The sequence below is a fragment of the Methylosinus sp. H3A genome (assembly GCF_015709455.1).
Lineage (GTDB): Bacteria > Pseudomonadota > Alphaproteobacteria > Rhizobiales > Beijerinckiaceae > Methylosinus.
This window is the reverse complement of the sequence record NZ_JADNQW010000005.1, coordinates 3,063,184-3,088,704: the sequence shown is the minus strand read 5'-3', so window position 1 is coordinate 3,088,704 and position 25,521 is coordinate 3,063,184. Positions and strand designations below refer to the sequence as shown.

Annotated in this window: 17 protein-coding genes and 1 tRNA gene; 12 read left to right on the top strand and 6 right to left on the bottom strand. The window is 66.8% G+C overall.

What is annotated here, in order from left to right:
- Window positions 1-11 precede the first annotated feature (11 nt).
- From IY145_RS17275 to IY145_RS17250, 6 genes are all read left to right on the top strand, one after another.
- Window positions 12-1,934: a trypsin-like peptidase domain-containing protein gene (locus IY145_RS17275; protein ID WP_196409348.1), complete on the top strand. Its 1,923-nt coding sequence runs from the start codon at window positions 12-14 to the stop codon at window positions 1,932-1,934.
- Window positions 1,931-2,944 (top strand): MoxR family ATPase, encoded by a 1,014-nt coding sequence (locus IY145_RS17270; RefSeq protein WP_196409347.1) that lies wholly within the window; start codon window positions 1,931-1,933, stop codon window positions 2,942-2,944. The genes IY145_RS17275 and IY145_RS17270 overlap by 4 nt, the downstream gene beginning before the upstream one ends.
- Window positions 2,932-6,975: an SAV_2336 N-terminal domain-related protein gene (locus tag IY145_RS17265; RefSeq protein ID WP_312030638.1), complete on the top strand. Its 4,044-nt coding sequence runs from the start codon at window positions 2,932-2,934 to the stop codon at window positions 6,973-6,975. The genes IY145_RS17270 and IY145_RS17265 overlap by 13 nt, the downstream gene beginning before the upstream one ends.
- 249 nt (window positions 6,976-7,224) lie before the next feature.
- A complete protein-coding gene (locus IY145_RS17260; RefSeq protein ID WP_196409345.1) occupies window positions 7,225-8,091 on the top strand; it encodes a 4-(cytidine 5'-diphospho)-2-C-methyl-D-erythritol kinase in 867 nt (288 codons plus the stop codon).
- On the top strand, window positions 8,088-8,918 hold the full coding sequence (rlmB, locus tag IY145_RS17255) for a 23S rRNA (guanosine(2251)-2'-O)-methyltransferase RlmB (protein ID WP_196409344.1): 831 nt from the start codon (window positions 8,088-8,090) through the stop codon (window positions 8,916-8,918). The genes IY145_RS17260 and rlmB overlap by 4 nt, the downstream gene beginning before the upstream one ends.
- A gap of 94 nt (window positions 8,919-9,012) precedes the next feature.
- Complete coding sequence (locus tag IY145_RS17250; protein WP_196409343.1) at window positions 9,013-9,315, top strand: hypothetical protein; 303 nt, start codon at window positions 9,013-9,015, stop codon at window positions 9,313-9,315.
- On the opposite strand, the gene IY145_RS17245 is transcribed toward IY145_RS17250, so the two are convergent.
- Window positions 9,312-10,196, bottom strand: a complete 885-nt coding sequence (locus tag IY145_RS17245; RefSeq protein WP_196409342.1) for a LysR substrate-binding domain-containing protein — start codon at window positions 10,194-10,196, stop codon at window positions 9,312-9,314. The genes IY145_RS17250 and IY145_RS17245 overlap by 4 nt on opposite strands.
- Window positions 10,197-10,381: 185 nt before the next feature.
- Between IY145_RS17245 and phnA the strand changes: the two genes are divergently transcribed.
- A complete protein-coding gene (phnA, locus tag IY145_RS17240) occupies window positions 10,382-11,599 on the top strand; it encodes a phosphonoacetate hydrolase (protein ID WP_196409341.1) in 1,218 nt (405 codons plus the stop codon).
- Between the two features lie 47 nt (window positions 11,600-11,646).
- Complete coding sequence (gene pstS, locus IY145_RS17235) at window positions 11,647-12,678, top strand: phosphate ABC transporter substrate-binding protein PstS (RefSeq protein WP_196409340.1); 1,032 nt, start codon at window positions 11,647-11,649, stop codon at window positions 12,676-12,678.
- 14 nt (window positions 12,679-12,692) lie between these two features.
- Here the strand turns inward: pstS and IY145_RS17230 are convergent, their stop codons facing one another.
- The 4 genes from IY145_RS17230 to hslV form a co-directional block, all read right to left on the bottom strand.
- On the bottom strand, window positions 12,693-13,829 hold the full coding sequence (locus IY145_RS17230; protein WP_196409339.1) for an acyltransferase: 1,137 nt from the start codon (window positions 13,827-13,829) through the stop codon (window positions 12,693-12,695).
- Between the two features lie 125 nt (window positions 13,830-13,954).
- Window positions 13,955-14,030: transfer RNA gene (locus IY145_RS17225), tRNA-Ala, on the bottom strand.
- Between the two features lie 119 nt (window positions 14,031-14,149).
- On the bottom strand, window positions 14,150-15,457 hold the full coding sequence (gene hslU / locus IY145_RS17220) for an ATP-dependent protease ATPase subunit HslU (RefSeq protein ID WP_196409338.1): 1,308 nt from the start codon (window positions 15,455-15,457) through the stop codon (window positions 14,150-14,152).
- Window positions 15,458-15,487: 30 nt separating this feature from the next.
- A complete protein-coding gene (gene hslV / locus IY145_RS17215; protein WP_196409337.1) occupies window positions 15,488-16,054 on the bottom strand; it encodes an ATP-dependent protease subunit HslV in 567 nt (188 codons plus the stop codon).
- A 90-nt stretch (window positions 16,055-16,144) separates the two neighbouring features.
- Between hslV and IY145_RS17210 the strand changes: the two genes are divergently transcribed.
- Window positions 16,145-16,795 carry a class II aldolase/adducin family protein gene (locus IY145_RS17210; protein WP_196409336.1) on the top strand — a complete coding sequence of 217 codons (651 nt, stop codon included), beginning with the start codon at window positions 16,145-16,147 and terminating at the stop codon, window positions 16,793-16,795.
- Between the two features lie 20 nt (window positions 16,796-16,815).
- Here IY145_RS17210 and IY145_RS17205 read toward each other — a convergent pair whose 3' ends face one another.
- Window positions 16,816-19,686: a sensor domain-containing phosphodiesterase gene (locus IY145_RS17205; RefSeq protein WP_196409335.1), complete on the bottom strand. Its 2,871-nt coding sequence runs from the start codon at window positions 19,684-19,686 to the stop codon at window positions 16,816-16,818.
- A 300-nt stretch (window positions 19,687-19,986) separates the two neighbouring features.
- Here IY145_RS17205 and ptsP point away from each other — a divergent pair, with 300 nt between their 5' ends.
- The 3 genes from ptsP to IY145_RS17190 all read left to right on the top strand — a co-directional run bounded on the left by ptsP (window position 19,987) and on the right by IY145_RS17190 (window position 25,387).
- Window positions 19,987-22,254, top strand: coding sequence for a phosphoenolpyruvate--protein phosphotransferase (gene ptsP, locus IY145_RS17200; RefSeq protein WP_196409334.1), 2,268 nt, complete (start codon window positions 19,987-19,989; stop codon window positions 22,252-22,254).
- A 269-nt stretch (window positions 22,255-22,523) separates the two neighbouring features.
- Window positions 22,524-23,594 carry a peptide chain release factor 1 gene (gene prfA, locus IY145_RS17195; protein WP_196409333.1) on the top strand — a complete coding sequence of 357 codons (1,071 nt, stop codon included), beginning with the start codon at window positions 22,524-22,526 and terminating at the stop codon, window positions 23,592-23,594.
- Between the two features lie 137 nt (window positions 23,595-23,731).
- Window positions 23,732-25,387 carry an outer membrane protein gene (locus IY145_RS17190; RefSeq protein WP_196409332.1) on the top strand — a complete coding sequence of 552 codons (1,656 nt, stop codon included), beginning with the start codon at window positions 23,732-23,734 and terminating at the stop codon, window positions 25,385-25,387.
- Window positions 25,388-25,521: the final 134 nt, after the last annotated feature.

Below are 25,521 nucleotides of genomic sequence, written 5' to 3'. Positions count from 1 at the left end.
AAGCGCGACAGATGCAGATAGCGCGCGTCGTCGAAATCCTCCGAGAAAACAAAAGTATCGGCAGCGGATATCTCATCACTCCCCATCTCGTGCTGACGGCTCGCCATGTCGTCTCGCCGGAGCGGGAAGGCGCGCGCTGGTTGGTTCATCCGATCGCCGGCGTGGACAGCGCCAGACTGCCCCTCCACCAGCGCAAACGCCCGAGAGCTCTCGCGGCGCGCGTCGCCTGGCGGTCTCCTCACGAAGCTGTCGATCTCGCCATTCTGGAGCTCGCCGACGGCGAGACGGCGCCGGAGCTTCCGGCCGAGCCCGTCACTCTCGGCCGAGCGCCTCACGACTGTGGAAGCCTGCCTTGCGTCGGCCACGGCTTTCCCTCGGCGGCGGGCGCCGACGACAGACGCGTCGAAGGCCTATTGTCCTGGTCTTTCGTCCCCAATCGCTTCGACTTGGACGTCTCGACCAAGGGCCCGGAGGTCGTGAAGCGATGGGGCGGCATGTCGGGCGCGGCGATATTCGTCGGCGACATATTGGTCGGGGTCGTGTCCAAAGTCGACCCGAATTGGAGAGAGGGCAAGCTCGAGGCGACCCCGGTCGAACATCTCGATGTGGCAAACGATGTGGAAAACCGCGAACCGCCGTCGAGCCTCGCCCTTTATCTGAAGGACAGAGGCTTGCGGCTCGCCTTCGTCTCCGCATGCGCCACACGGCTCGCGCAGGGATGGCTCGCGCCCGCGCGGCTCGCCGCCCTCGTCCTTCTTCTCGATTCGGAGGAATTGCCGAAAGATCTGCTACAGCAACTCTATCGCTCCTGCCTGCCGGCGAGCGCTGCGCTGCGCGGCGAGCGCAGCCTGCGGAGCGTCGTCGCCCATCTCGCCGAAATGCCGCTCCCGGCCGATGGCGGTCCGCCGCCGCTGTGCCGGCTGGTCCGCGAGATCGCCGACCGCCGTCCCGCTCTGGCGCCCGCCCTCGAGAATTGGCTGCAGCGGATCAAAGAAGACCATCCGGACATTGCGCTCGCGGCTCCCGCTGTCGGGACGCCTGCGGACCATAATTTTTATGTCGCCGTCGTGCTGGACAAGAGCGCCAACTCTCTCGACGACGCACAGGGGCGCGAGAAGCGGATCGAGCGTCTCGCCCATATCCGCATTTTCAAGGACGACGGCGTCATGCCATTGCCCGGCGGATGGGACGCGGAGAGCCCGGTGTCGCTCGAGGAGCTTCGCGAAGCGCTGCTGGCGCAATTGAACGAGCTGCTCGCGCAATTGGCCAAACCGAAGCGTCACGCGCGGGACGTCGGCGGCGGCCGCGGCGTCGTCCAGATCATCGTCGAGTTCTGCCTGCCGCATGCGCTCTTGGCCGAACCATTCGACGAATGGCCGATCCCTTGCGAATTCGACGAGCCGGAGCCTCTCGGCGCCGTCTATCCCGTGGTGCTGCGCGACATCGATCGAACGACGCAGCTGCGCAGCCGGCAGCGTTGGGCGGAGCGCTGGGAGCGCCTTCGACAGATTCCGCCGCTTCGCGGCGAGGATCCCTATTGGGTGAGCGAACGCGACAACATGTCGGTCCGGCAGCTCTTCGATAAATTGGTGGCGCCGGAGGACGGCGCGGAGCCGCCCTTCTGCATAGGATTGGGCTTTCCGGCGGATGCGGATTGGCTGCGCCCCGGCAATCGGGATTTTCTGTGCGCGGCTTGGAGCGCGGGCCTGCCTGCCGCGGTGTGGTTTCGCGCGCCGCCGGGCGTCCCCGGCGAGGCGGGACGCCTGTGGCGCAGTCTGATGGACAGCGCCCGCATGGACGAGCTGCCGCGCCGGCTGCGGGAAGAGCGCGAAAAAGCTCATAGAGGCAATCGGAACATCGGCGTCAGCCTCGTCTGGGACGATCCTGAGCAGATCCGCTATTGCGTCGAGGGTTACGAAGGAAGCGAGACATGACGAATTGGCGCATTTTCAAAGGCGGCGGCCTCGATAGCCTGCCGGAGGCGCCGCCGTGGCGCCGCTTTGGCGGCAAGATTCTCACCGCGTCCCGGCCCGAGCGCGCCCGCCTTCCCGCGCCGAGCGAACGCGAAATCCGCATCGGCGCGCAATATCAAGCCGAGGCGGCGGAGATCGAGATGGTCGACGCCGCGCTGATCCTGCGGCGGCCGCTGCTCGTCACCGGAAAGCCGGGGACGGGGAAATCCTCGCTCGCCTACGCCGTCGCGCAGGATCTCGGACTCGGCCCGGTGCTGCGCTGGTCCATCACCAGCCGCTCGACGCTCGAGGATGGCCTCTACGCCTATGACGTGCTCGGTCGTTTGCAGCATCAACAGCTTCATCCCGGCTCGGCGACGGAGATCGGCGCCTTTCTGCGCCTCGGACCGCTCGGCACGGCGCTCGCCCCGGCCGAGAGGCCGCGCGTGCTGCTCATCGACGAGATCGACAAGAGCGACATCGACCTGCCGAACGATCTGCTGCATGTCTTCGAGGAAGGCGCCTTCGAAATCCCCGAGCTGACTCGTCTCGCCGAGGAACAATCGACCGCGGTGCCGATCGAAATTCGCGCGCATGACGATGGTCGTTGGATTCCGATCGAGCGCGGCCGCGTCACCTGCCGCGAATTTCCCTTCGTGGTGCTGACCAGCAATGGCGAGCGCGATTTCCCGCCGGCCTTTCTGCGACGCTGCCTGCGGCTGACCTTGCAGGAACCCTCGCCGGCAAAGCTCGCCGGCATCGTCGAGGCGCATCTCGGCGCCGCCGTCGGAGAGAACGGGCGGCCCGATTGGGAAGTTCTGCTGCAGAATTTCGAGGCGCGCCGCCGCGGCCGGGATCTGGCGACGGATCAATTGCTCAACGCTCTCTATCTGCGCCTCCTCGGGGCGCCGCTCGGCGAGGCGAACACCGAGGCGGGACGCCGCCTCGAGGAGGCGCTGCTGAAGCCGCTGTCGGGAGGATCGGCGAGCTGATCGAAAATCTCATCCGCAGCCTCGAACGAAATGGCCTCGACGTCGAGCCGCTCGAGCTCGCCGAAGCCTTGTGGCTCGCGACGCGCCTCGGCGAGGCGCAGCCGGCGGCGCCCGCTCCGGCGCCGGCGCCGGAGCCGCCCGAAGAGTCGTCGCCCGTCGCCAAGCCGGCCGCCGCGGCGGACGCGCCCGCCGCTTCCGCGCCGCGCCCAGCGGACTCGGCGACCGCCGCCGCTCGCGACGCCGGCGCAGAGGATCGCGCGCACGAGTCGCATTTCGGCGTCTACCGGCCGTCGCGACGCGAGGTCGGCGGACTGCGCGCCATCGGCTTTCGGCCGCCCGGCCTGCCGGCGCTGCCGCAGGCGCTCGAGATCGGCCGCGCGCTGAACCCGCTCCGCCGTCGCATGCCGTCGCTACGCCAGACCATGCTCGACGAGGAGGAGACCGTCCGCCGCATCGTCGAGGAAGGGCTGTGGCTCCCCGCCTTCGTTCCGCTGCGCGCGCGCTGGGGCGAGGTCGCGCTGGTCGTCGATGCGAGCCCGTCGCTGCGGCTCTGGCGGCCGATGCTCGACGAGCTGCGCCGCCTGCTCGAACGCCATGGCGCGTTCCGCGACGTGCGCGGCTGGCGGCTCGAATTCGACGCCGCGGGGGCGCCGCGACTGACCTCCGACTCGCACGCGCTCGCCAAGCAGGCGCCGCGCGGCGTCGGCGAGCTGCAAGACCCGACGGGACGCCGCGTCGTGCTGGTGGCGAGCGATTGCGTCGGTCCCTGGTGGCGCGACGGGCTCATGCATGACGTGCTGCAGGCCTGGGCGAGCCGGGGTCCGGTCGCGCTGGCGCAGCTGTTGCCGCAGCGCATGTGGCCGCGCACGCCGCTCGGCCTCGCCGGACTGCGTCTCGCCGCTGACGCGCCGGGCCTGCCGAACGCGAATTTGCGCGTCACGGCGTCGGCGGATGATCGCGATCGCTCGACGCCGCTGCCGGTGATGACGCTCGATCCCGGCGAGATCGGCCGCTGGGCCGCCGTATTGGCGGGACGCGGCGGCGCGACGGTTCCGGGGGTGCGCCTGTCGCGTTTCTTGCCGCCGCCGCCCGACGAATTCTGGGAGCCGCAGACGGAGCCCTCGACGCCGCCCCCGCCGCCGGACGCGCGCGAGCGGGTGCGGCGCTTCGGCGTTTCGGCCTCGGGCCCGGCGCGCGAGCTCGCGACCTATCTGACCGCCGTGCCGCTGAGCCTGCCGGTAATGCGCCTCGTCCAGCAGCTGATGATGCCGACGTCGCGCCACGCCCATCTCGCGGAAGTCCTGCTCGGCGGCCTCATGCGGCCGCTCTCGAGCGATCCGGACGAAGACCCGGACGATGTCGAATATGAATTCCACGATCCCGCCATCCGCGACCTTCTGCGCGAAGGCCAAACGGCCGCCGAGGCGATGGAGATCACCGGACGCGTCATAGAGGCGCTCTCCGCTTTCGTGGCCGGCGAGCAGGGACAGCCGCGCTCCTTCGCCGCCGCGCTCGTCGACGACACGGGACGAGGTCCGCTGACGCTGCCGCCCGGCGGCCGCCCCTTCGCCCGGCTCGGCGCCAATGCGCTGCGCCGCTATGGCGGCGCCTATGCCGCGCTCGCCGACCGGCTCGCCGGCGGATGGGAGGTCGCGCCGGAGCTGTCGCTGACGGTCGAGAGGCCGCGCGGTCGAATGAGGAGGCCGATCAGGCAGGTCGCATGGTCGCCCGATGGCGAACGTTTCGCGGTCGCGAATGGGGAAGATCACGTCGATCTCTTCACTCTCGCCGGGCAAAACGAACGCGACGTTCGAGGGACGCGCGTGGCGTGGCGTCCCGATGGGGCCGGTTTCACGGCCGGCGGGCCCGGCTCCAGATTCGTCTTCCACCCCCTCGCCGCCCCCCAATCGACCGCCATCTCGATCAGCGGCGGGGATTCCATCACAGCCCTCGGCTGGTCGTCGGACAACCGCTCATTGGCCGTCGGAGGATCATTCGGCTCACTCGACCTCATCGAACGGGAAAATCAAGCAAGCAACAGCATGAAGTTGAAGGGCGCGATCCATCAGTTCGCCTGGTCGGGCGACTGGATCGCCGTCGTCGCCGACGGCGAGGGTGATATCCTCGTGCTGGATCGGCGCGAGCTGCGGATCATTCTCCGCCTTCCCGGCGGTGGCGCGACGCCGCATAGCGTCGCTTGGTCCAACGATGGCGAATTGCTCTTCAGCGGCGACGCCGACGGCCGCATCGCTATCTGGCGCATCGATCGAATGGTTTCGATCGACCACCCCGCTCCGCCAGCGCCGACGACGCCGCTGCGGCTCCTCACCGGCCATGGCGGCGCGGTCACCGCGCTGACGCTCGACGCCTCGCAGCAGCTCCTCGCCTCGCAGAGCGCCGATGGAACGGCTCGCATCTGGCGCATGGATCAATGGCGCTGTCTCGCCGTCATCCCAATCGGCGCGCCCGCAAAGGAGAATGGCGCGAGCGTCGCCTTCCATCCCAGCCTGCCACTCCTCGCGACGCCCGAGGCGAACGGCGACGTGCTCCTCCTGTCTCGTGTGCTCCTCCGCAAACCCACGCTCCGCCGCGCCGCCGACGCGCCGCATATTCTGATGCCCATGTGGGAAATCCCGCCGCTCGTCGTCGGCGGCGTCTGGACGGCCTGCCATAATCTCGTGCGCCGTCTGCGCCGAATGGGCGTTCGCGTCACCGTCGTCGTTCCCTGGGACCGTTCCCGCATCCTGCCCGACCCCTTCGGCGACGGGACGCCGGTGGCGGCGCTCGGCATAATCCCGCCCGGCGAAACGCCGACCACGCAATCGCCCTACTCCCGAACGCCGGCCCCCTGGTCGACGGTGTCGATCGGCCCTGTGTGGTCGAACTATGCGCCGCCATCCTCCTATGACGTCCCCTCGATCTATGGACGATCGCGGCGCGCCTGGTCGAGCTATGGCGGCGCGCCTCCCGCATGGTCCATCTATGGCGGCTATGCCGGCCTCACCTGGTCGAGCTATGGCGGCCGCCCCGCGAATTGGTCGGGCGACGCCGAGCCCTCCTCGGCCTATGGCGGGCCGGGCTCCTCCTATGACGAAACATCCCTCTCCGCCTCCGCGCTGTTCGCGCTGATCGGCGAATTCCAAAAGCGCTTCCAGGAATTCGCGGCCGAGCAGCGCGCCGATCTCGTCCACGCGCATGACTGGGTGACATTCGACGCCGCGCGCAGCGCCGCCACTCGCCTCGGCATTCCCTGGGTCGCGCATTTTCATTCGCTGGAGATCGACCGTCGGCCCGACGGCGGCGATCCGCTGATCGAGCGCATCGAACAAGGCGCGGTGAACACTGCGACACGCATCGTGACGCCGAGCCGCGTCACGCGCAGCCGGCTCAGCGGCCGCTACAACGCCGTCGACGCGCGCATAACGGTCATTCCCAATGCGGCCTCCGACCAGCCGGCGCCGCCGACGGAATATGGCGATCCGACGAGCGGGCGCGTCGTCTTCATCGGCCGCCTCGCCCGCCAAAAGGGCGTCGATCGCTTCTGCGACGTCGCCGACATCGTGCGCCGCGTCCGCAGCAAGGCCAGCTTCGAGGTCTTCGGCGACGGCGAGACGCGAGCGAGCCTGCGTGATCGCCCCGTGATCTGGCGCGGCCCCTTGGGCTGGAACGAACGTGGCCGCGCCTTCGCAGGCGCCAGCGTCGTCATCGTGCCGTCGCGCGCGGAACCTTTCGGCATGGTCATTCTCGAAGCGATCGAGCGCCGTATTCCGGTCATCTATCCCATCGACTCCGGCGCCGCCGAGGCGCTGGGCTCCGGCCTCTTCGTCGACGCGAACGACGTCGGGCACATGGCCGAGGAAGTGATCCATTTGCTCGACGACGCCGACTTCTGGCGAGGCGCCGTCGAAGCCCAGACGCGCGCGCTCCACGACTATGAGACGCGCGGCGACGAGAATCGTCTCATCGAGCTGTGGCGGGAGACGATCGCCGCGTCGGATAGGGAGGACGCGTCGCCGTCCATTCCCGCCTGAGCCTCAACGCACGCCAGGGCAAACACAGCGCAGTCTGCGGCGACGAGCAGACGAATTTTCGCCGAATTGTCGGTCTAGGCAGTCGGCGGCGGCGATCAGGCGCGCAGCGGGCGTCTTCGAAGGACGAGCAAGCCCTCGCCCATTCGCCCTGCGGTCCGGGGCGCCGTCCTTGACAGGGCCGGCGAGGCCGGCGCATCTGTCGCCCGCCTCCGGCGCGCCCGGATCGATCCACCCGAGACACGGGACTCCATGCTCGCGACGCGCGCCCCCGCCAAGATCAATTTGACCCTTCACATTCTCGGCCGCCGGGCCGACGGCTATCACGAGCTCGAGAGCCTCGTCGCCTTCTCCGGAGCCGGCGACGCCCTGCATCTCGCGCCGGGAGAGACGCTTTCGCTCGCCGTCGACGGCCCCACCGCCGCCGCCGCTGGCGCGGAGGCCGACAATCTCGTGCTGCGCGCCGCCCATCGTCTCGCCGAGCGCGTCCCCGGTCTGCGCCTCGGAGCGTTCCATCTCACCAAATATCTGCCGGTCGCGGCCGGCGTAGGCGGCGGCTCCTCGGACGCCGCCGCGGCGCTGCGCCTGCTGGCCGAGGCCAATGGAATCTCCATCGACGATCCCCGTCTGCTCGAGGCCGCCCGCGCCACCGGCTCCGACGTGCCCGTCTGCCTCTCGCCCCGCGCGCGCTACATGCTCGGCCGGGGCGAGACGATCGGCGAGCCGCTCGGCCTGCCGCCGCTCCCCGCCGTGCTGATCAACCCCGGCGCGCCGGTGGAGACGCGCGGCGTCTTCGCCCGCCTCGACCTCGCTGCGGGCGAGACGACGGGCGCCGCGCCTCACCCCGACATTTCCGCAGCGCTCGGCACGGAAGGGATAGCGGCTGCGCTGCGCAGAGGCCGCAACGATATGGAAGACGCCGCCTGCGTTGAGGCGCCGGTCATCGTCGACGCGCTCGCGGTGCTGTCGGCCGCCAAAGGCTGCCGGCTCGCCCGAATGTCCGGCTCCGGCGCGACCTGCTTCGCTCTGTTCTCGACCCGCCAGGCGGCCGCCCGCGCCGCCGCCGTCATCCGCCGCCAGCATAAGGGCTGGTGGGTGAAGACCGCGGTGCTGCGATGAGCCGCCCGCCCGCCGGCAAGGACCGCGACCACCAGAGCCGCGATGGGAAAGACCGCGGCCGCCGCCCTCCCCCGCGCCAGACTGCGAGCGAGGAGGCGCCCTTCCGCCGTCCCGCCGGCGATATCGTCGTGCTCTATGGCGCCCATGCGGTGCGCGAGGCGCTCGTCGCCGGAAGGCGCAAATTGCTGACGCTCTATGCGACGGAAGGCGCCGCCGAGCGCATCGCGCCGCTCGCCGCCGCCGCCGGCCTCACGCCGAAGATCGTCGATGCGCGGGCGCTGTCGCAGCGACTCGGCGAGGAGAGCGTGCATCAGGGATTGATGCTCGAGGCGCGCCCCCTGCCCGAGGCGGATATCGCCGACATAGAGCCGAAAAGCGGCCTGGTTCTGGTCCTCGATCAAGTGACCGATCCGCATAATGTCGGCGCCATACTGCGCACGGCGGCGGCCTTCGCTGTCGACGCGCTGGTCGTGACCGAGCGCCACAGTCCGGATTTCACCGGCGTCCTCGCCAAAGCGGCCTCGGGCGCGCTCGAGCATGTGACGATCGTCTCCGTCGTCAATCTCGCCCGCGCGCTCGAGCAATTGGCCGCGCGCGATTTTCTGATCGTCGGACTCGATTCGGAGGGGCCGCAGCCGCTGGAGGCGAACCCTCTGCGCAGGCCGCTGGCGCTGGTGCTCGGCGCCGAAGGCAAAGGCCTGCGGCGCCTCACGCGCGAGCGCTGCGATCTCTTGGCGCGGCTCGACATGCCGGGGCCGATCAAGAGCCTCAATGTCTCCAACGCCTGCGCCGCCGCGCTGATGGCGCTGCGCCTGCGGCTCGGGTGAGCCTTTAGAACGCCTCCGCTTGCCGATTCGAGATGCGGTTCGATGTAGGGCTTCTCGAGGGGGCGGATCGATTTCCGGCGAGAGGAGACACGCCATGCGCAAGTCCGCGCTCTATTGGACGAGCCTCGTTCTGATTCTCGGCGGCGCGGCGGCGATCGCCGAGCAGCCGACTCAGAGCGGACGCACATCCGGCCCCGCCGTCGGACAGAATGTGACGCCGAGCACGGTGACGCAAAAATCCTTCGAAGGCCGCTCCGGCTTCATCGACCAGAACGAGGCCTTGGCCCTGGACGCGAGCGCGCTCGCCGCCGGCGCGCCGGGCGTGGAGGGCAAGTCGGGCGCACAGAGCGGCCCCGCCCCGCGCGGCCGTGGGACGACGTCGAAATTCGTCTATTAGATCGCGCCCGCTTCGTCGCGCAGCCAGAGGACGAAGCGCTTGGCGATCGGATAACTCTCCGATTGCGGATCGATATAGGCGATATGGCGCGGCCCTGCCGCGACGATCTGCGGGAAAGGCGCCGCGAGCAGCCCCTCGGCGGCGACTTTGCCGCCGGTCAATTCGATCGGCCCGACAGTGATCCCCTGGCCATTGAGAACCGCCATGATCGCCGTATGAAAATGCCCGAAGCGGCGCTCGCGCCACTTCTGCAGCGGCGGCAGGCCGGCGATCTCGAGCCATCGCTCGATCTCGCCTGGCCGCGTGTCGCTGACGGCGAATGTCTCGCCCATCAAGGCCGCGGCGCCGCGCGCGGCGAGCGACACGGCACGATCGCGCGTCGTCAATAGAGTGAGGCTCTCCTGTAGAACAGGAGAGCCTTCCCAATTGCCGATCTGCTCTGCGCCGCGCATGATCGCGACATCGAAGAAGGACGAAGCGGGATCTTCTCCGGTCTGCCGCGTCTGCACATGCACGTCCACGTCCGGATTTTGCGCGTAGAATTGTTCGAGCCTCGGCACCAGCCAATACATTGCGAAAGACGCATGAGCGAAAACCTTGAGACGCCGCCGCGCGGTCTTGACGCGCCCCAGAGCCGCGTCCATCCGCTCGAAGCAATCGGTGACGACGGCGACGAATTGGCGCGTTTCATCGAGTGGCCGCAGGCGTCCACGATCGCGCTCGAACAAGGCGCGCCCGAGCCAGTCCTCGAGCAAAGCGATCTGCCGGCTCACGGCGCCATGCGTCACGCCGAGTTCCTTGGCCGCATTGGAGACGCCGTCGAGGCGCACGACGGCTTCGAGCGTCTGCAACATTTTCAGCGGAAGCGGCTTGCGCGCCATTTTTGTCACTCACTCTCTTTCGCGCGATGAACACCCCGCAGATGTGACGCTTTTGTGAAGCATATCGAAGCCAGTCACAGGAGCTGTGAGATTTATTCGTTTCGAAATAGCAGCCGCGCCTGCTAGATGAACCAGCGCCGAACCGAAGTCGCGAACGCAGCGACGAGACAGAGCGGGGCGCGAATATGACATCGGAAATCACCGTGAACGGAAGGCGCTATGCGGCGCCCTCCGAGCCGACCGTCGTCGTCTGCATCGACGGATGCGAGCAGGAATATATCAATCAAGCGATCCGCGCCGAAGTCGCGCCCTTCTTCGAGAGTCTCGCGACGCGTGGAACGGTGCTGACGGCCGATTGCGTGATGCCCTCCTTCACCAATCCCAATAATCTCTCCATCGTGACCGGCGCGCCGCCGAGCGTGCATGGCATAAGCGGAAATTATTTCTTCGACCCCGAACAAGGCGTCGAAGTGCTGATGAATGACGCGAAATATCTTCGCGCGCCGACGATCCTCGCCGAATTTTCCAAGGCCGGACGCAAGGTCGCCATGGTCACCGCGAAGGACAAGCTGAGCGCGCTGCTCGGCTGCGGCCTGGAAGGCGTTCGCTTCTCCGCCGAGAAGGCGAATGAGGCGACGCTCGCAGACAATGGCGTCGACGATGCGCTCGCCAAAATCGGCCTGCCGCCGCCCACCGTCTATAGCGCGCAATTGTCGGAATTCGTTCTCGCCGCCGGCGTCTGGCTGATGAAGACGATGCGGCCGGATATCGTCTATCTCTCGACGACGGATTATGTGCAGCACAAGCACGCGCCCGGAACGCCCGCGGCAAACAGCTTCTATGCGATGCTCGACAAATATCTCTCGAGCCTCGACAAGATGGGCGCGGTCATCGGCGTCACCGCCGATCACGGCATGAACGCCAAGACGGATTCCGTCGGGCGCCCCAATATTCTCTTCCTGCAAGACATATTGGATGCGCGCTTCGGCGCGGGCGCATGCCGCGTCATTCTGCCGATCACCGATCCTTATGTCGTGCATCACGGCGCGCTCGGCTCTTATGCGACCGTCTCCGCGCCGGCGCCGATGCTCGCCGAAGTGACGCAATGTCTCGGCGCGCTCGAAGGCGTCGATCATGTGCTCGACAATGCGACCGCCTGCGCGCGCTTCGAATTGCCCAATGACCGCGTCGGCGATCTCGTCGTGCTGGCGAAGCGCCTCTTCACGCTCGGAACCGCGGCGGAGAAGCATGATCTCGCGGGACTGACGGCGCCGCTACGCTCGCACGGCGGCCTCACCGAGCAGCAAGTCCCGCTGCTCCTCAATCGTCCCATCAGACGCGAGACCAACTCGCGTCTGCGCAATTTCGACGTCTTCGCCCTCGCCCTCAACCGCACGATCTGACGCAGACGAAGCTCAGAACATTTTCTCTCGCAATAGGACGCACGAACATGCGTAGCGCCGGCGCCGCTTTCATGATCTCGATCGCCGCCATCTCCAGTCTCGACGCCGCGCGCGCCGAGACCGCCCTTTTGGGAACCGGCTCGGCCTTCGCCGCGCCCATCTACACGCGCTGGGCGCAGGAGGCGAAGCCGAGCCTCGGATTCGAGGTCAATTATCAGGCGACCGGCTCCGGCGTCGGACAAAAACAGGCCGCTGTCGGCACCGTCGATTTCGGCGCCTCCGACGTTCCGATGGACGCCAAGCGGATCGAGGAAGCCAATCTCTTGCAGTTTCCTTCTGTGGTCGGCGGCCTCGATGTGATCGTCAACATACCCGGCGTCGGCGCCAATGCGCTGCGTCTCGACGGGCCGGTCATCGCCGATATCTATCTCGGCGCGATCACGCGGTGGAACGATCCGCGCATCGTCGCGCTCAATCACGGCCTCTCGCTTCCAGATCTTCTGATCGTCCCGATCCACCATTCCAACGCCTCGGGAACGACTTTCGCGTTGTCGCGCTATCTCTCCAAGGTGAGCGAAGCGTGGAAAACGCGCATGGGCGTCGGGATGACGCTGGAGTGGGCCGGCGGCGTCGGCGTCCATGGCAGCGCCGGCACGTCGGGCGAGGTTCCCAGAACCAAAGGGAGCATAGGCTACGCCGAAAACTCCTATGTCACGACCAATCATCTTTCTCCCGCCAAGCTCCTCAACCGCGCCGGAAAATTCGTCGCGCCGAGCGAAGAGACGTTCGCAGCGGCGGCGATGAATGCGGATTGGGCCGCGGCCGATAATTTCTCCGTCGATCTGACGAATATGCCGGGAGACAAGAGCTGGCCGCTGGTCACGGCGACCTTCGTTCTCGTGCCGAAATCGCAGGCCAAGGCGGAAAATGCGGCGGCCGTGCTGAAATTCTTCGACTGGGCTTTCGCGCATGGCGACAAGGCGGCGAAAACGCTGCAATATATTCCCTTGCCGCATGCGGTGAAGGATCAGATCCGGGCCGCCTGGGGCCAGAAAATGGCGTTCCGCGCCAAGGACTGACGCCTGATCGGCCTTTATGGCCGCCGCGCCGAAAGGACCAGCCGAAAGCCCCTGAGCCGCTGCCGCATCCAGCCGCGCACGGCGTCGGTGCGGCGCTCGAACAGGAACCAGACGGCGGTCGCATAGGCGAGCGCGACGGCCATGAGCAGGGCCATTCGCGCGAGCACGGCGAATCCCGGCTCGCTCTGCTCGGGCGCCAGCAGCCAGAACCACAGCATCAGCAGCAGCGGGAAATGCACGGCGTAGAGCGTGTAGGAAATATCCGAAAGCCCCTGCGCCGCGCCGGCGTAGAGCCCGCCGATAGGCCGGACGGCGGCGAGATCGCGCAGCCAGAAGGCGATGGCGCAGCCCAGAATAATGTCGCCGACGATCGTGCGCCACGCATGCGCGGCGCCGACGGCCGCCACCGTCGCGGCCGCGCCGAGAAGCGCGCGCGCCAGCGAGGGACGCGCCGGATGATCCGCGGCGAGCGCGCCGGCGATCCAGGGGAGGCCGAGAAGGGTCATTTCGACCGGCATCGATCCGAGCGCCAGCAGGCCGGCGGCGGCGCAGAGCGCCCGCACGAGCGGGGCGCGGTGAAAAAAGGCGAAGGCCAGCAGCGGGAAGGCCAAATAATACCAAGCCTCGTTGGCGAGACTCCACAGCGGCCGATTGGAACCGAAGACGGGCGTGTCGATCGTCTGCAGGAACATCAGATTGCCGAGGAAGGTCGCGAGCGAATGATTCGCCGGCTCGGTCGGCGTCGGCCCGCTCGGAATTGTCGCCGCCAGGGCTCCCTGATAGGCGCCTGCGGGCCCGAGTGCGGAACCGGCGAAGTCCAGCAGGGCGGTGAGCGCCAACGCCGGGAGGAGCACGGTCCACAGCCGCGACAGCCGCGCGACGCCATAATCCGCCCATGAGAAGCGTCCCGCCCGCATCGCCGCCAGCGTCGAGCCGCCGACGAGAAAGCCGCTGAGCGCGAAAAAGGCGATCACGCATTCATGGCCGAGGCCGCCGAGCGTGAAGAGAATCAGGTCGACGACGCTGTGCCTGTGGGCTTCCGCATAGGGGACGACCAGCAGCGACCGCAAATGGCTGACGACGACGCCCAGCGCACAGAGGCCGCGCAGCATGTCGAGATGCTGGAGACGATGCTTTCGCGACTGTTCCATGACTTTCGTGATCTTGAGGGGGGAAGCGGTCGCGCGCTTGAACATCAGAGAATTACGCCGTTATCGCGGCTCCCAGGCGCTCATCGCGGGGCGGCCGAAGCTCGGGCGTTTCTCGAGGAGAGCTTTGGTGGAGCCAGACGGAATCGAACCGACGACCTCTTCAATGCCATTGAAGCGCTCTCCCAACTGAGCTATGGCCCCACTTTTTTTGTCGCCCTCTCTGGGGTGAGGGCGGGGCGAAGCGCGGCGTCGCCGCTGCAGCGCGAGGGCTGTATAGTTCAGCCCGGCGCGCGCCGCAAGCCCGCTTTCGGCCTTTCCGATCAGAGAATGAAACGGCTCAAATCGCGGTTCTTGGCGAGATCGCCGATGTGCTCCTCCACATAATCGCCGTCGATCGTCACCGTCTCGCCGGCGCGGTCGGAGGCCGAAAAGCTCACCTCGTCCAGCACGCGCTCCATCACCGTCTGCAGGCGGCGCGCGCCTATGTTTTCGACCGAGGAGTTCACCTGAACCGCGACTTTAGCGATGGCGTCCACGGCCGATGGCGCGATCTCCAGCGCGACGCCCTCTGTCGCCAGCAGCGCCACATATTGCTTGGTGAGGCAGGCCTCGGTCTCGGTGAGGATGCGGCGGAAATCCTCCTCGTCCAGCGAGGCGAGCTCGACGCGGATCGGCAGACGCCCCTGCAGCTCCGGCAGCAGATCCGAGGGCTTGGCCACATGAAAGGCGCCGGAGGCGATGAACAGCACATGGTCGGTCTTCACCGGCCCGTGCTTGGTCGCGACCGTGGTGCCCTCGATCAGCGGCAGCAGATCGCGTTGCACGCCCTCGCGCGAGACATCCGCGCCGCCCCTGCCCTCGCGGGCGCAGATCTTGTCCATCTCGTCGATGAAGACGATGCCGTTATTCTCGACCTCGGAGATCGCCTCGCGAATGCTCTCCTCCTGGTCGATGAGCTTGTCGCTCTCCTCGGCGAGCAGCGGCCCATGCGCGTCCTTCACTTGCATTTTTCGGCGCTTGGGCCGGCCTTGGAAGGCCTTGCCGAATATGTCGCCGATCGAGAAGGCGGAGACGCTCGCGCCGGGCATGTTCGGCAGCTCGAACATCGGGACCGAGGGGCCCGATTGCGCCAGCTCGATCTCGATCTCCTTGTCGTCGACCTCCCCGGCGCGCAGCTTCTTGCGGAAGGAATCGCGCGTCGCCGGCGAGGCCGCCGGGCCGACCAGCGCGTCGAGCACGCGCTCCTCCGCCGCGAGCTGCGCCTTGGCCTCCACATCTTTGCGCCGGCGCTCCTTCACCAGCAGAATCGCCACCTCGACGAGGTCGCGCACGATCTGCTCGACATCGCGGCCGACATAGCCGACCTCGGTGAATTTCGTCGCCTCGACCTTGAGGAAAGGTGCATTGGCGAGCTTGGCGAGGCGACGCGCGATCTCGGTCTTGCCGCAGCCCGTCGGGCCGATCATCAAAATATTCTTGGGCAGCACTTCCTCGCGCATAAAACCTTCGAGGCGCAGCCTGCGCCAGCGGTTGCGCAAGGCGATGGCGACGGCGCGCTTGGCGTCGTTCTGCCCGACGATGAAACGGTCGAGCTCGGAGACGATCTCGCGCGGGGAAAAATCGGCCATATGCAGTTCCTCGGGATTCTCTCGGCGCTATCAGATCGACTCGATCACGATGTTGCGATTGGTGTAGACGCAGATTTCGGCGGCGATCTCCATGGCGCGCCGGGCGATGGCCTCCGCCTCCAGCGGCTGATCGATCAGCGCGCGCGCCGCCGCCAGCGCGAAATTGCCGCCGGAGCCGATCGCCGCCACGGAGCCATGCTCAAAGGCCTCCGGCTCCAGCACGTCGCCGGCGCCGGTGAGCGTCAGCCCCACCTCGCGATCGGCGACGAGCATCATCGCCTCGAGCCGGCGCAGATAGCGATCCATGCGCCAATCCTTGGCGAGCTCCACGCAGGCGCGCGTCAATTGCCCCGGATATTGCTCGAGCTTCCCCTCGAGCCGCTCGAACAAAGTGAAGGCGTCCGCCGTCGCGCCGGCGAAACCCGCGATGACGTCGCCCTTGCCGAGCCGGCGCACCTTCTTGGCGCTCGCCTTGACGATCGTCTGCCCGAGGCTCACCTGTCCGTCGCCGGCGATGACCGTCTTGCCGTTCTTCTTCACCAGGACGATGGTCGTCGCGTGCCAGCTCGCCGGTTTCGTATTTTGTTCTTGTGTCATCCGAGCCTCGGCTGGAAAAAGAGTCTTGCGGATGTAGGGGCTCGCGCGCGCCGCGGCAAGGGGCGCGCGCCGCTGGCAGGGGAACCCGGAATGACTGGCGCGAACACGCGTGAGGCGATCGTCGAAGCTGCGCGGAGCATGAACGCGCTTGGACTCAATCAAGGCACGGCGGGCAATATTTCCGTGCGCGACGGCGAAGCGATGCTGATCACGCCGAGCGGAATCTCCTACGCCTCGATGACCCCGCAGATGATCGCGCGCATGCCGCTCGAGGGCGACAGCGCGGCGGAAGGGCCGCTCGCGCCTTCCAGCGAATGGCGCATGCATCGCGACATTTTGCGCGCGCGAGCGGATGTGCAGGCTGTCGTCCACACGCATTCGACCTATGCGACGACGCTCGCCGCGCTGCGCCGCGAAATTCCCTCCGTGCATTACATGATCGGCATTTTCCGCACGTCGCGCATTCGTTGCACGGGCTATGCGCCTTTCGGCACGCAGGCGCTCTCCGATCTCGCGGTGGAGGGATTGGGCCACGCGCATGGCGTGCTGCTCGGCAATCACGGCATGATCGCGCTCGGCGAAAGCCTCGACCGCGCCATGTGGCGCGCTGTGGAGCTCGAGGCGCTGGCGCGGCTCTATTATCTCGCGAGCATAGCCGGCGAGCCCGTGCTGATCTCCGAGGCGGAGATAGAGAGCGAGATCGCGCGTTTCGAAACTTACGGATTGAAATCGCCGAAGTGAAATCGCGCGGCGCCGCTGCCCTACGCCGCCTCGGGCGCTGCGCCGACCAGCCTTCGCGCCTCGACCGGGCTGATCGGGCGGCCGAAGGCATAGCCCTGCGCATAGGCGCAGCCGAGCTGATAGAGCTCGATCGCATCCGATTCCGTCTCCGCGCCCTCCGCCACGACATCCATGCCGAGATCATGGGCGAGCGAGATCAGCGAGCGCAGAATCACCGCGCGCGAGCCCTTGCCTGTCTGTCGCACGAAGGAGCGGCCGATCTTGATCGTGTCGAAAGGAAAACTCTGCAGATAGGCGAGCGAGGAATAGCCGGAGCCGAAGTCGCTCATCGCGAGCCCGGCGCCGAGCTCCTTCACACGCGCCAGCATCTGCACGGCATATTCCGGATTCTCCATCACCAGCCCCTCGTTCAGCTCGAGCTTGAGGCTGCCTTTGACGATGTCGTTGCGCATCAGCACGCTTTTGACGTCGCGCAGGAGATCGTGACGCAGCAATTGCCGCGAACCGATATTGACGCAGGCGAAGATCGGCGGATCGACGGCGAGCGCGCGTTGCCAGGCGGCGAGCTCGCGCGCCGTGCGCTCCAACGCCAGCAGGCCGAAATCGACGACGAGGCCGGTCTGCTCGGCGACCTGGCCGAATTCGCTCGGATCGAGCTGGCCGAGGCGCGGATGCTCCCAGCGCAGCAGCGCCTCGAAGCCGGCGATGGTGCGATCCTCCAGCCGCACCACGGGCTGGAAGAACACTTTGATTTCCCCGCGCTCGAGCGCCCGGCGCAGATCGGCCTCCAGCGTCAGCCGGTCGGAGCGCTGCGCGCGCATCGCCGGACGGAACACCTCTATGCGATTGCCGCCGAGCTTTTTGGCGTGGCGCAACGCGATCTCGGCGTCCTCGAGCATGTCGTGGCGATCGGGATGCAGCTCCTTGTCGAACAGCGCCACGCCGATCGACACCGACAGGGAAATCTCGCGATCGGTGAAGCGCACCGGCGTCGCCAGCGTGCGGCGCACCGAATCGGCGAGCGCGATCACATGGTCGACGTCCGTCTCGGAGACGAGGATGATCGCGAAACGATCGCCGTCGAGCCGGGCCAGAGTGTCCTGCGGCTGCAACAGCCGCGTCAGCCGATGGGCGATGGTGAGCAGGATCGAATCGCCGGTGGCGACGCCGACCTGCTCGTTGATCTGGCGGAAACGGTCGATATCGACGGCGAGCACGGTCGGCCGCAGCCCGGCCTCGAGTCCGGCGAAGACCAGCGCCGCCTCCAGTCGATCGAAAAATAATTCGCGATTCGGAAGGCCGGTCAGATTGTCGTGGACGGCGTCATGGAGCAGCCGCTCGCGGGCGTTGCGCTCGTCGGTCACGTCGGTGAGCGTGCCGACGACGCGAATCACCTCGCCATCCTGCCCGATGACCGGCCGCGCCCTCAGCCGATAGCAGAAATAATGGCCGTCCGCGGCGCGCAGCCGGAACTCCTGATTGATGCGCCCGCGCCGCTGCTCGAGCAGAGCATCGAGGCAGGCGCGATAGCGATCGTGCTCGAATGGATGCAGAAGCGCGAGCCAGGAGGAGGCCGCGCCCTCTAGCCCGCCGCGATCGAGGCCCAATTGCTCCTCCACCTCCGGGCTCACATAGATGTAGTCGGCCGGGACGTCCCAATCGAAGACGATCTCATTGGCGCCGGTCAGCGCCAGCGCCTTGCGCTCTATGTCGGAGATCGCGCCATGAGCGAGGCCGCCGCTCGCGAAGGCATTCTGCATAACGGTGAAGCCGATCAGCATCACAATGAGCACCAGTCCGCCGACCAGCGCCGGAGAGACCAGATCATTGGTCAGCCAGCCAGCCACGGTGAAGCCCGCGGCGCAAACCCACAGCAGCAGCAAAAACCACGTCGGAATCAGCATGATGGCTCGATCGAAGCCATGCGTCGCCAAATAGAGCACCAGCACGAAGCCGACCGCCGAGACAGTGGCCAGCGAAATGCGGGCGACGCCCGCCGCCACCGGCGCGTCGAAAATGGCGAGGCCGACGAGATCGGCGAGAATCAGCAGCCACAGCGCCGCGACATGCCAGGCGCGCACATGCCAACGGTTGAGGTTGAGATAGGCGAAGAGAAAGACGACCAAGGTCGCCGACAGCACCGTTTCCGCGCCGGCGCGCCAAATGCGATCGGCGTTGGGATCGACGCCGAAAATCTTGGCCCAAAAGCCGAAATCTATGCAGACATAGGCCAGAACCGACCAGGCGAGCGCCGCCGCCGCCGGAAAGATCACCGCGCCTTTGACGACGAAGACGATGGTCAAAAACAGCGCCAGCAGGCCGGCGATGCCGATGACGATTCCCTTGTAGAGCGTGAGGCTGGTGACCTTGTCCTTGTAGGAGTCCGGCTCCCACAGATAGAGCTGCGGCAGATTGGGCGTGCGCAGCTCGGCCACATAAGTGATCGTCGTGCCGGGATCGAGGGTGAGGCGAAAAACGTCGGCGTCCCCGCTATCCTCATGTTCCGGCGGAAAACCCTGGCTCGCCGTGATCGCCGAAATGCGCGTCGCGCCGAGATCCGGCCAGATCACTCCCGACCCCTGGAGGCGGAAATGCGGGGCGACGATTAGCCGCTCCAATTGCTCATCCGTGTCGTTGGTGAGCGCGAAGACGATCCAGCTCGGGCGAGTCCCCGCCTCTTTCGCGCCCACTTCGATGCGTCGAATAATGCCGTCGGAGCCCGGAGCGGTCGACACCTGCAGGCGATCGCCCTCGGAGGAATATTTCTCGACTGCGTGCGTGAGGTCGATCGCCGCCGCGTCCTGCGGCACGCGCACGGAATCGATGGCGAGAGCCCGCGACCCGCAGAGGACGAGAAACAGGAGAGCGATCAGATATCTGGATAGCGGCACGAATCTCGTCTCTGGCGCGCAGGCCCGAAAAGTCCGATTGTCGCGGGGTGGACCGATCGGCTTTCGGATTTCTTCTTGTCGGAACTTTGACTGGTACCGGCTAAGTCGTCGGTCCGCAAGCCGGTATGGTCTTTGCGTATCGGCGCGCAACCGAGCGGCCGCGCTTGCGGAGGCTGGACGGCGCCAATATACGCTCAATGGGGGACAGGGCGGAATTTTAGAAGTTCTCTAGATTTGGGAGATGCGGTCACGCAGAGCCCTCGTCTGGCGGCTGCAGCCTGTCGAAACTAAGGAAACTGGATGCGTAGCGCTCTCGGCGGACCCCGCTTGCTGCTCCGCCGGCTTCGCGAGGTCATGGCGGAGCCGGTGAGCGCGCAGGCGCGGCTCGACAAGATCGTCGTGCTCATCGCGTCCAATATGGTGGCGGAAGTCTGTTCCGTCTATGTTCTGCGCGCCGACCAGAGGCTCGAGCTCTACGCCACCGAGGGCCTCAATCGCGAGGCCGTGCATCTCACCACCATGCACGCGGGCGAAGGCCTCGTCGGCCTCATCGCCAAAAGCGCCGAGCCTTTGAACCTCTCCGAGGCGCAGGAGCACCCGTCCTTCTCCTACAAGCCGGAGACGGGCGAGGAGATCTATCACTCCTTCCTCGGCGTGCCGATATTGCGCGGCGGCAACACGCTCGGCGTGCTCGTCGTGCAGAATCGCGTGCGGCGCATCTATTCCGAGGAGGAGATAGAGGCGCTGCAGACGACGGCGATGCTCGTCGCCGAAATGATCGCCTCGGGCGAATTGCGCTCCATCGCCAAGACTCCCGAGAGCCTCGCGCTCGACCGTCCGGTGGTGATCAAGGGCGCGCCCATGTGCGAGGGCGTCGGGCTCGGCTACGCCGTGCTGCACGAGCCGCGCGTCGTCGTGAAGCAGCTCATCGCCGAGGATATCGCCTCCGAGGTCCAGCGCCTCGACGCGGCGATAGAGGCGATGCGCCTCTCCATCGACGAATTGGTCGCCCATGGCGACCGCATGGGCGCCGGGGAGCATCGCGAGGTGCTCGAGGCCGTCCGCATCTTCGCCAATGATCGCGGCTGGGTGCGGCGGCTGCACGAGGCCGTGCTCAGCGGCCTCACCGCGGAAGCGGCGGTGGAGCGCGTGCAGAACGACGCTCGCGCCAAGCTGCAGCGCCAGACCGACCCCTATCTGCGCGACCGGCTGCACGATCTCGACGATCTCGCCAATCGCCTGCTGCATCAGCTCACCGGGCAGAGCTATGTTGCCGATCGCGAATCGATCCCCGAGAACGCGATTCTCATCGCCCGCAACATGGGCCCCGCGGCGCTGCTCGACTATGACCGCTCGCGCCTGCGCGGCCTGGTGCTGGAGGAAGGCGGGCCGGCGAGCCATGTCGGCATTGTCGCCCGCGCGCTCGGGATCGCCACCGTCGGCCTCGCCGCCAATGTGACCGATCTCGTCGAAGCCGGCGACGCCATCATCGTCGACGGCGTGACCGGCGACGTCCAGATCCGCCCGCCGCCGGATGTGCAGACCGCCTATGGCGAGAAGGCGCGACTGCGCGCCCGCCGCATGGAGCAATACGCCAAGCTGCGCGACGTGCCCGCCGTCACCAAGGACGGCGTCGACATCGCGCTGCATATGAACGCCGGCCTCATCGTCGACGTGCCGCATCTGCACGAGACCGGCGCGCGCTCGATCGGCCTGTTCCGCACCGAGCTGCAATTCATGCTGGCGCCACGCTTTCCGCGCATGAACGAGCAGTTCCTGCTCTACAAGGCGGTGTTCGACGCGGTGCAGGACCGCCCCGTCACCTTCCGCACGCTCGACATCGGCAGCGACAAGATCCTGCCCTATATGGCGACGATCGACGAGGAGAATCCGGCGCTCGGCTGGCGCGCGATCCGCATCGGCCTCGATCGGCCGGGCCTGTTGCGCATGCAGATCAGAGCCATGCTGAAAGCGGCCGGCGGACGCGACGTGCGCATCATGTTCCCGATGATCGCCAATGTCGCGGAATTCGAGGCGGCGAAGGCGATCGCGCATCGCGAGCTCGCCCATCTCCAGCGCCACGGCCATGCGCCGCCGACCGATGTGCGGCTCGGCGCCATGGTGGAGGTTCCCTCGCTCTTGTGGGAGCTCGACACCATCGCCGCGCGCGCCGATTTCCTCTCGGTCGGCTCCAACGATCTGATGCAGTACATGTATGCGGCGGATCGCGACAATACGCGCGTCGCCAAGCGTTACGACACACTCTCGCCGCCGATCTTGCGCGCGCTGGAGCGCATCGCCGCGGCAGGCAAGCGCGCCGGCAAAACGGTCACGCTCTGCGGCGAGATGGGCGGCCGCCCGCTGGAGGCCTTGGCTCTGCTGGCGCTCGGCTATCGTTCGCTGTCCATGTCTCCGTCCTCGATCGGCCCGGTGAAGGCGATGATTCTCGCCGTCAATCTCGAGGAGGTCGAGGTGTTCGTCGCCTCGCTGCTCGCCAGGGAAGACGGCGCGCCGAGCCTGCGCGAGAATTTGCGCGAATTCGCCGCCGCGCGCGATATTCCGGTTTGAGCATGCGCCGATTCGAGAAATCTCGCCGGGAAAGGCGTTTCCACCTCCCCCTCGAGGGGGGAGGTCGAGCGCCGAAGGCGATCGGGAGGGGGTGTTTCCACCGAGTCTTCCTCGTGGAACCCTACCCCAGACCGCTTCGCGGTCCGACCCTCCCCCTAAAGGGGAGGGTGAGCGCGTCGATTTCGGCAATCGCCACGAAAGACGGGGGCCGCTAGCGACGCTCGCGCCTCGCTCCACGCCGTCCCCTCATCTCTCGCTCGGCAAGCCCCATGTTCGCCCAAGACAAGCTCGAACTCATTTTGCGCCGTCACGAGGAGATCGCCGACAGGCTCAGCTCCGGGCCGGACGCGGCGAGCTTCGTCGCGCTTTCTCGTGAGCTCGCCTCGCTCGATGATGTCGTCGCCAAGATCAAAATCTATCGCGCGACTCTCGCCGAGATCGCCGGCGCCGGCGAGATGCTCGCCGATCCGGCGATCGACCCGGCCATGCGCGAATTCGTCGAAGGCGAGCTCGATGTCGCGCAGGAAGCGCTGACCAGCGCCGAGCATGAATTGAAGCTCGCGCTGCTGCCGAAAGACTCGGCCGATGAGAAAGGCGTCATTCTCGAGGTGCGCGCCGGAACCGGCGGCGACGAGGCCGCCCTCTTCGCCGGCGATCTCTTCCGCGCCTATCAACGTTACGCCGGCTCCAAAGGCTGGAGCGTCGAGATTCTCTCGGCGAGCGAAGGCGCGCTCGGCGGCTATAAGGAGATCGTCGCCGAGATCGCCGGCCGCGGCGTCTATGCGAAATTGAAATTCGAATCGGGCGTGCATCGCGTGCAGCGCGTGCCGGCGACGGAGACGCAGGGGCGCATCCACACATCCGCGGCGACCGTCGCCATGCTGCCGCAGGCCGAGGAAGTCGACGTCGCCATAGACGACAAAGATTTGAACATAGAGACGATGCGCTCCGGCGGCGCCGGCGGCCAGCATGTCAACAAGACCGAATCGGCGATCCGCATCACGCATATTCCATCCGGCATCGTCGTGATGATGCAGGAGGAGCGCTCGCAGCATCGCAACAAGGCCAAGGCGATGGAGGTGCTGCGCTCACGCCTCTATGACGCCGAGCGCCAGCGCCTCGACAATGCGCGCGCCGCCGATCGCAAGGCGCAGGTCGGCTCCGGCGATCGTTCGGAACGCATCCGCACCTATAATTTTCCGCAAGGCCGCGTCACCGACCATCGCATCAATCTGACGCTCTACAAGCTCGATCGCGTGATGGAAGGCGAGATGGACGAGATTTTCGACGCGCTGACGACGGATCATCAGGCGAAATTGCTGGCGCAGAGCGAGAGCTGACGCTTCGATGTGATCGAGCCCGATTTAGTTCCGAGTTGAATGCGACAGCGGATGCGCCTAGGGTGCGCCCGCACTGAAATTTAGTCATTCGCTTTTTCGACAGTCGACTCGAAATATATATTCGAGGAGTGCGCATCGTGCGTAAGATATTCGCTTCCGCGCTCCTGGCTTTTACATTCTCGCCACCGGCCTATGCGGTCGAGGCGACCACCCTTCGCGGTCTGCCGCTGTTCGCTGCGCCTCAACAGCCATTCGACTGGACAGGGGTCCATTTCGGGACGACTGGCGGATATGGCGGCGGATACGGCCCGGCCAATCGCGCGCGGCTCCAATATTCGAACGGCCACGCCGTCGCGAGCGCGAGCGCGTCGACCGAGAATGTGACCGTCGGATTCGGCTATTTGTTCGCCGGCGCCGCGCTCGGATATGACTTTCGACTGCCCGGCGAGTTGATCGTCGGGCTCGAAGCCGACTGGTCGCGGATCGTCGCGGATGTCACGCCGGGGGTCGCCGTCGCGGCGACGCGCGGGCTATTCGCGGGCGATCCAGGATGGTTCGCGACATTGCGGGCGCGCGTGGGCTATGGGCTGTTCGACCGTTTCCTGCCCTATCTCACCGGCGGCGCCGCCTATTCGAGAATCGGCGCCGATGTGGTCGCGAGATTTCCCGAGATGAGCCTCGCCGCCTCGACGACGATCGGGACGGGGTCGGGCGCGAGGCTCGGCTGGACCATGGGCGCGGGCGCCGAATATGCGATCACGGACCAGATCAGCGTCAAGACCGAGTATCTCTATTCGGAATTCAGCGGCTCCGCGCTTCCCATCATCACGGCTTTCGCGTCCACTAAGCCGGCCATAGGCGTCCTTTCGACACGGAAAGTCGGCGTCCATACGGTGCGCGGCGGCGTGAACTGGAGGCCGCGTCGGCAGGACGCCGATCCGGCGCTCCCGCCTCCCGGTCTCGGCGCCGGAGCGTCGCGCCCCGCCTTCCCGAGGAGCGGCCTCTATTTCGGCCTGGGCGGAGGCTTCGCCGGCGGCGGCGGCGTCGCCGATCTGAACAGATCGCAGCCGCAGGGCGCGGGATTTTCGGGCGCCTCCGTCAAAACGAGGGTCGGATACGGCGATCGTCTCATCGGCGCCTTCGCGGGATACGATCATATCGTCGGCGACCGGATCATCGTCGGCCTCGCGGCCGATTTTTACGGCGGCGTCCTCGGGACGCATGTCATCGACGACGGCGCCCAATCGGGAACGACGAGCGCAGACGGCCTCTATCTGCTTCAGACGGGCAACCTGTCCCAGAGCAATGCGCGCATCGAGCGTCGCTGGTCCGCGACGGCGAGGGCGCGCCTCGGCTATGCTCTGCTCGAACGGCTCGCGCCCTATGTCACGGCGGGCGTCGCCTATTCGAAGATCGAGGCGAAATTCGCCTCGTCCACTCTGTCGAGCCTTTTCGCGAAATCGCTCGATCCCGTCGCCGTCTACGCCACCGACGGATGGAGCGCCTCGCGCGGCGGCTCGAGCGAGGTCGAGGTCGGCTGGACGGCGGGCGCGGGCGCGGAATATGCGCTCACGGAGCGGATCGCGCTATGGACTGAATATCTCTATTCGAAATTCGGCGGCTCGACCATTCCGATCGCCACGCTCTCGTCGAATGGCGCGCTGTCCGTCAGCTCGCTGTCGACAGCGCCGGTCGGCGTCCACTTCGTCCGCGGCGGCGTCAGCTGGAAATTCTTCGAGCCCGATCTGAGCGCGCTCTTCGGCGGCGGCCGGAGCCTTTTCGCGTTTCGTTGAAGCTAACGCGCCTCCGACGCCGGATCGGCGCCTCTTCCCGCGAAGAGACCGCGCTGTGCGCCGCCGCACGAACATTCGGCATGGCGCTTCGTAGCATGCGAAGGCTCGCCGATGAGAGCGAGCGCAACGCAAAC

Bases quoted from the DNA above. Each gene is read 5' to 3' on its own strand.
- IY145_RS17275 (WP_196409348.1), top strand. From the start codon at position 12: ATGCAGATAGCGCGCGTCGTCGAAATCCTCCGAGAAAACAAAAGTATC.
- IY145_RS17270 (WP_196409347.1), top strand. From the start codon at position 1,931: ATGACGAATTGGCGCATTTTCAAAGGCGGCGGCCTCGATAGCCTGCCG.
- IY145_RS17260 (WP_196409345.1), top strand. From the start codon at position 7,225: ATGCTCGCGACGCGCGCCCCCGCCAAGATCAATTTGACCCTTCACATT.
- rlmB (WP_196409344.1), top strand. From the start codon at position 8,088: ATGAGCCGCCCGCCCGCCGGCAAGGACCGCGACCACCAGAGCCGCGAT.
- IY145_RS17250 (WP_196409343.1), top strand. From the start codon at position 9,013: ATGCGCAAGTCCGCGCTCTATTGGACGAGCCTCGTTCTGATTCTCGGC.
- IY145_RS17245 (WP_196409342.1), bottom strand. From the start codon at position 10,196: ATGGCGCGCAAGCCGCTTCCGCTGAAAATGTTGCAGACGCTCGAAGCC.
- phnA (WP_196409341.1), top strand. From the start codon at position 10,382: ATGACATCGGAAATCACCGTGAACGGAAGGCGCTATGCGGCGCCCTCC.
- pstS (WP_196409340.1), top strand. From the start codon at position 11,647: ATGCGTAGCGCCGGCGCCGCTTTCATGATCTCGATCGCCGCCATCTCC.
- IY145_RS17230 (WP_196409339.1), bottom strand. From the start codon at position 13,829: ATGGAACAGTCGCGAAAGCATCGTCTCCAGCATCTCGACATGCTGCGC.
- hslU (WP_196409338.1), bottom strand. From the start codon at position 15,457: ATGGCCGATTTTTCCCCGCGCGAGATCGTCTCCGAGCTCGACCGTTTC.
- hslV (WP_196409337.1), bottom strand. From the start codon at position 16,054: ATGACACAAGAACAAAATACGAAACCGGCGAGCTGGCACGCGACGACC.
- IY145_RS17210 (WP_196409336.1), top strand. From the start codon at position 16,145: ATGACTGGCGCGAACACGCGTGAGGCGATCGTCGAAGCTGCGCGGAGC.
- ptsP (WP_196409334.1), top strand. From the start codon at position 19,987: ATGCGTAGCGCTCTCGGCGGACCCCGCTTGCTGCTCCGCCGGCTTCGC.
- prfA (WP_196409333.1), top strand. From the start codon at position 22,524: ATGTTCGCCCAAGACAAGCTCGAACTCATTTTGCGCCGTCACGAGGAG.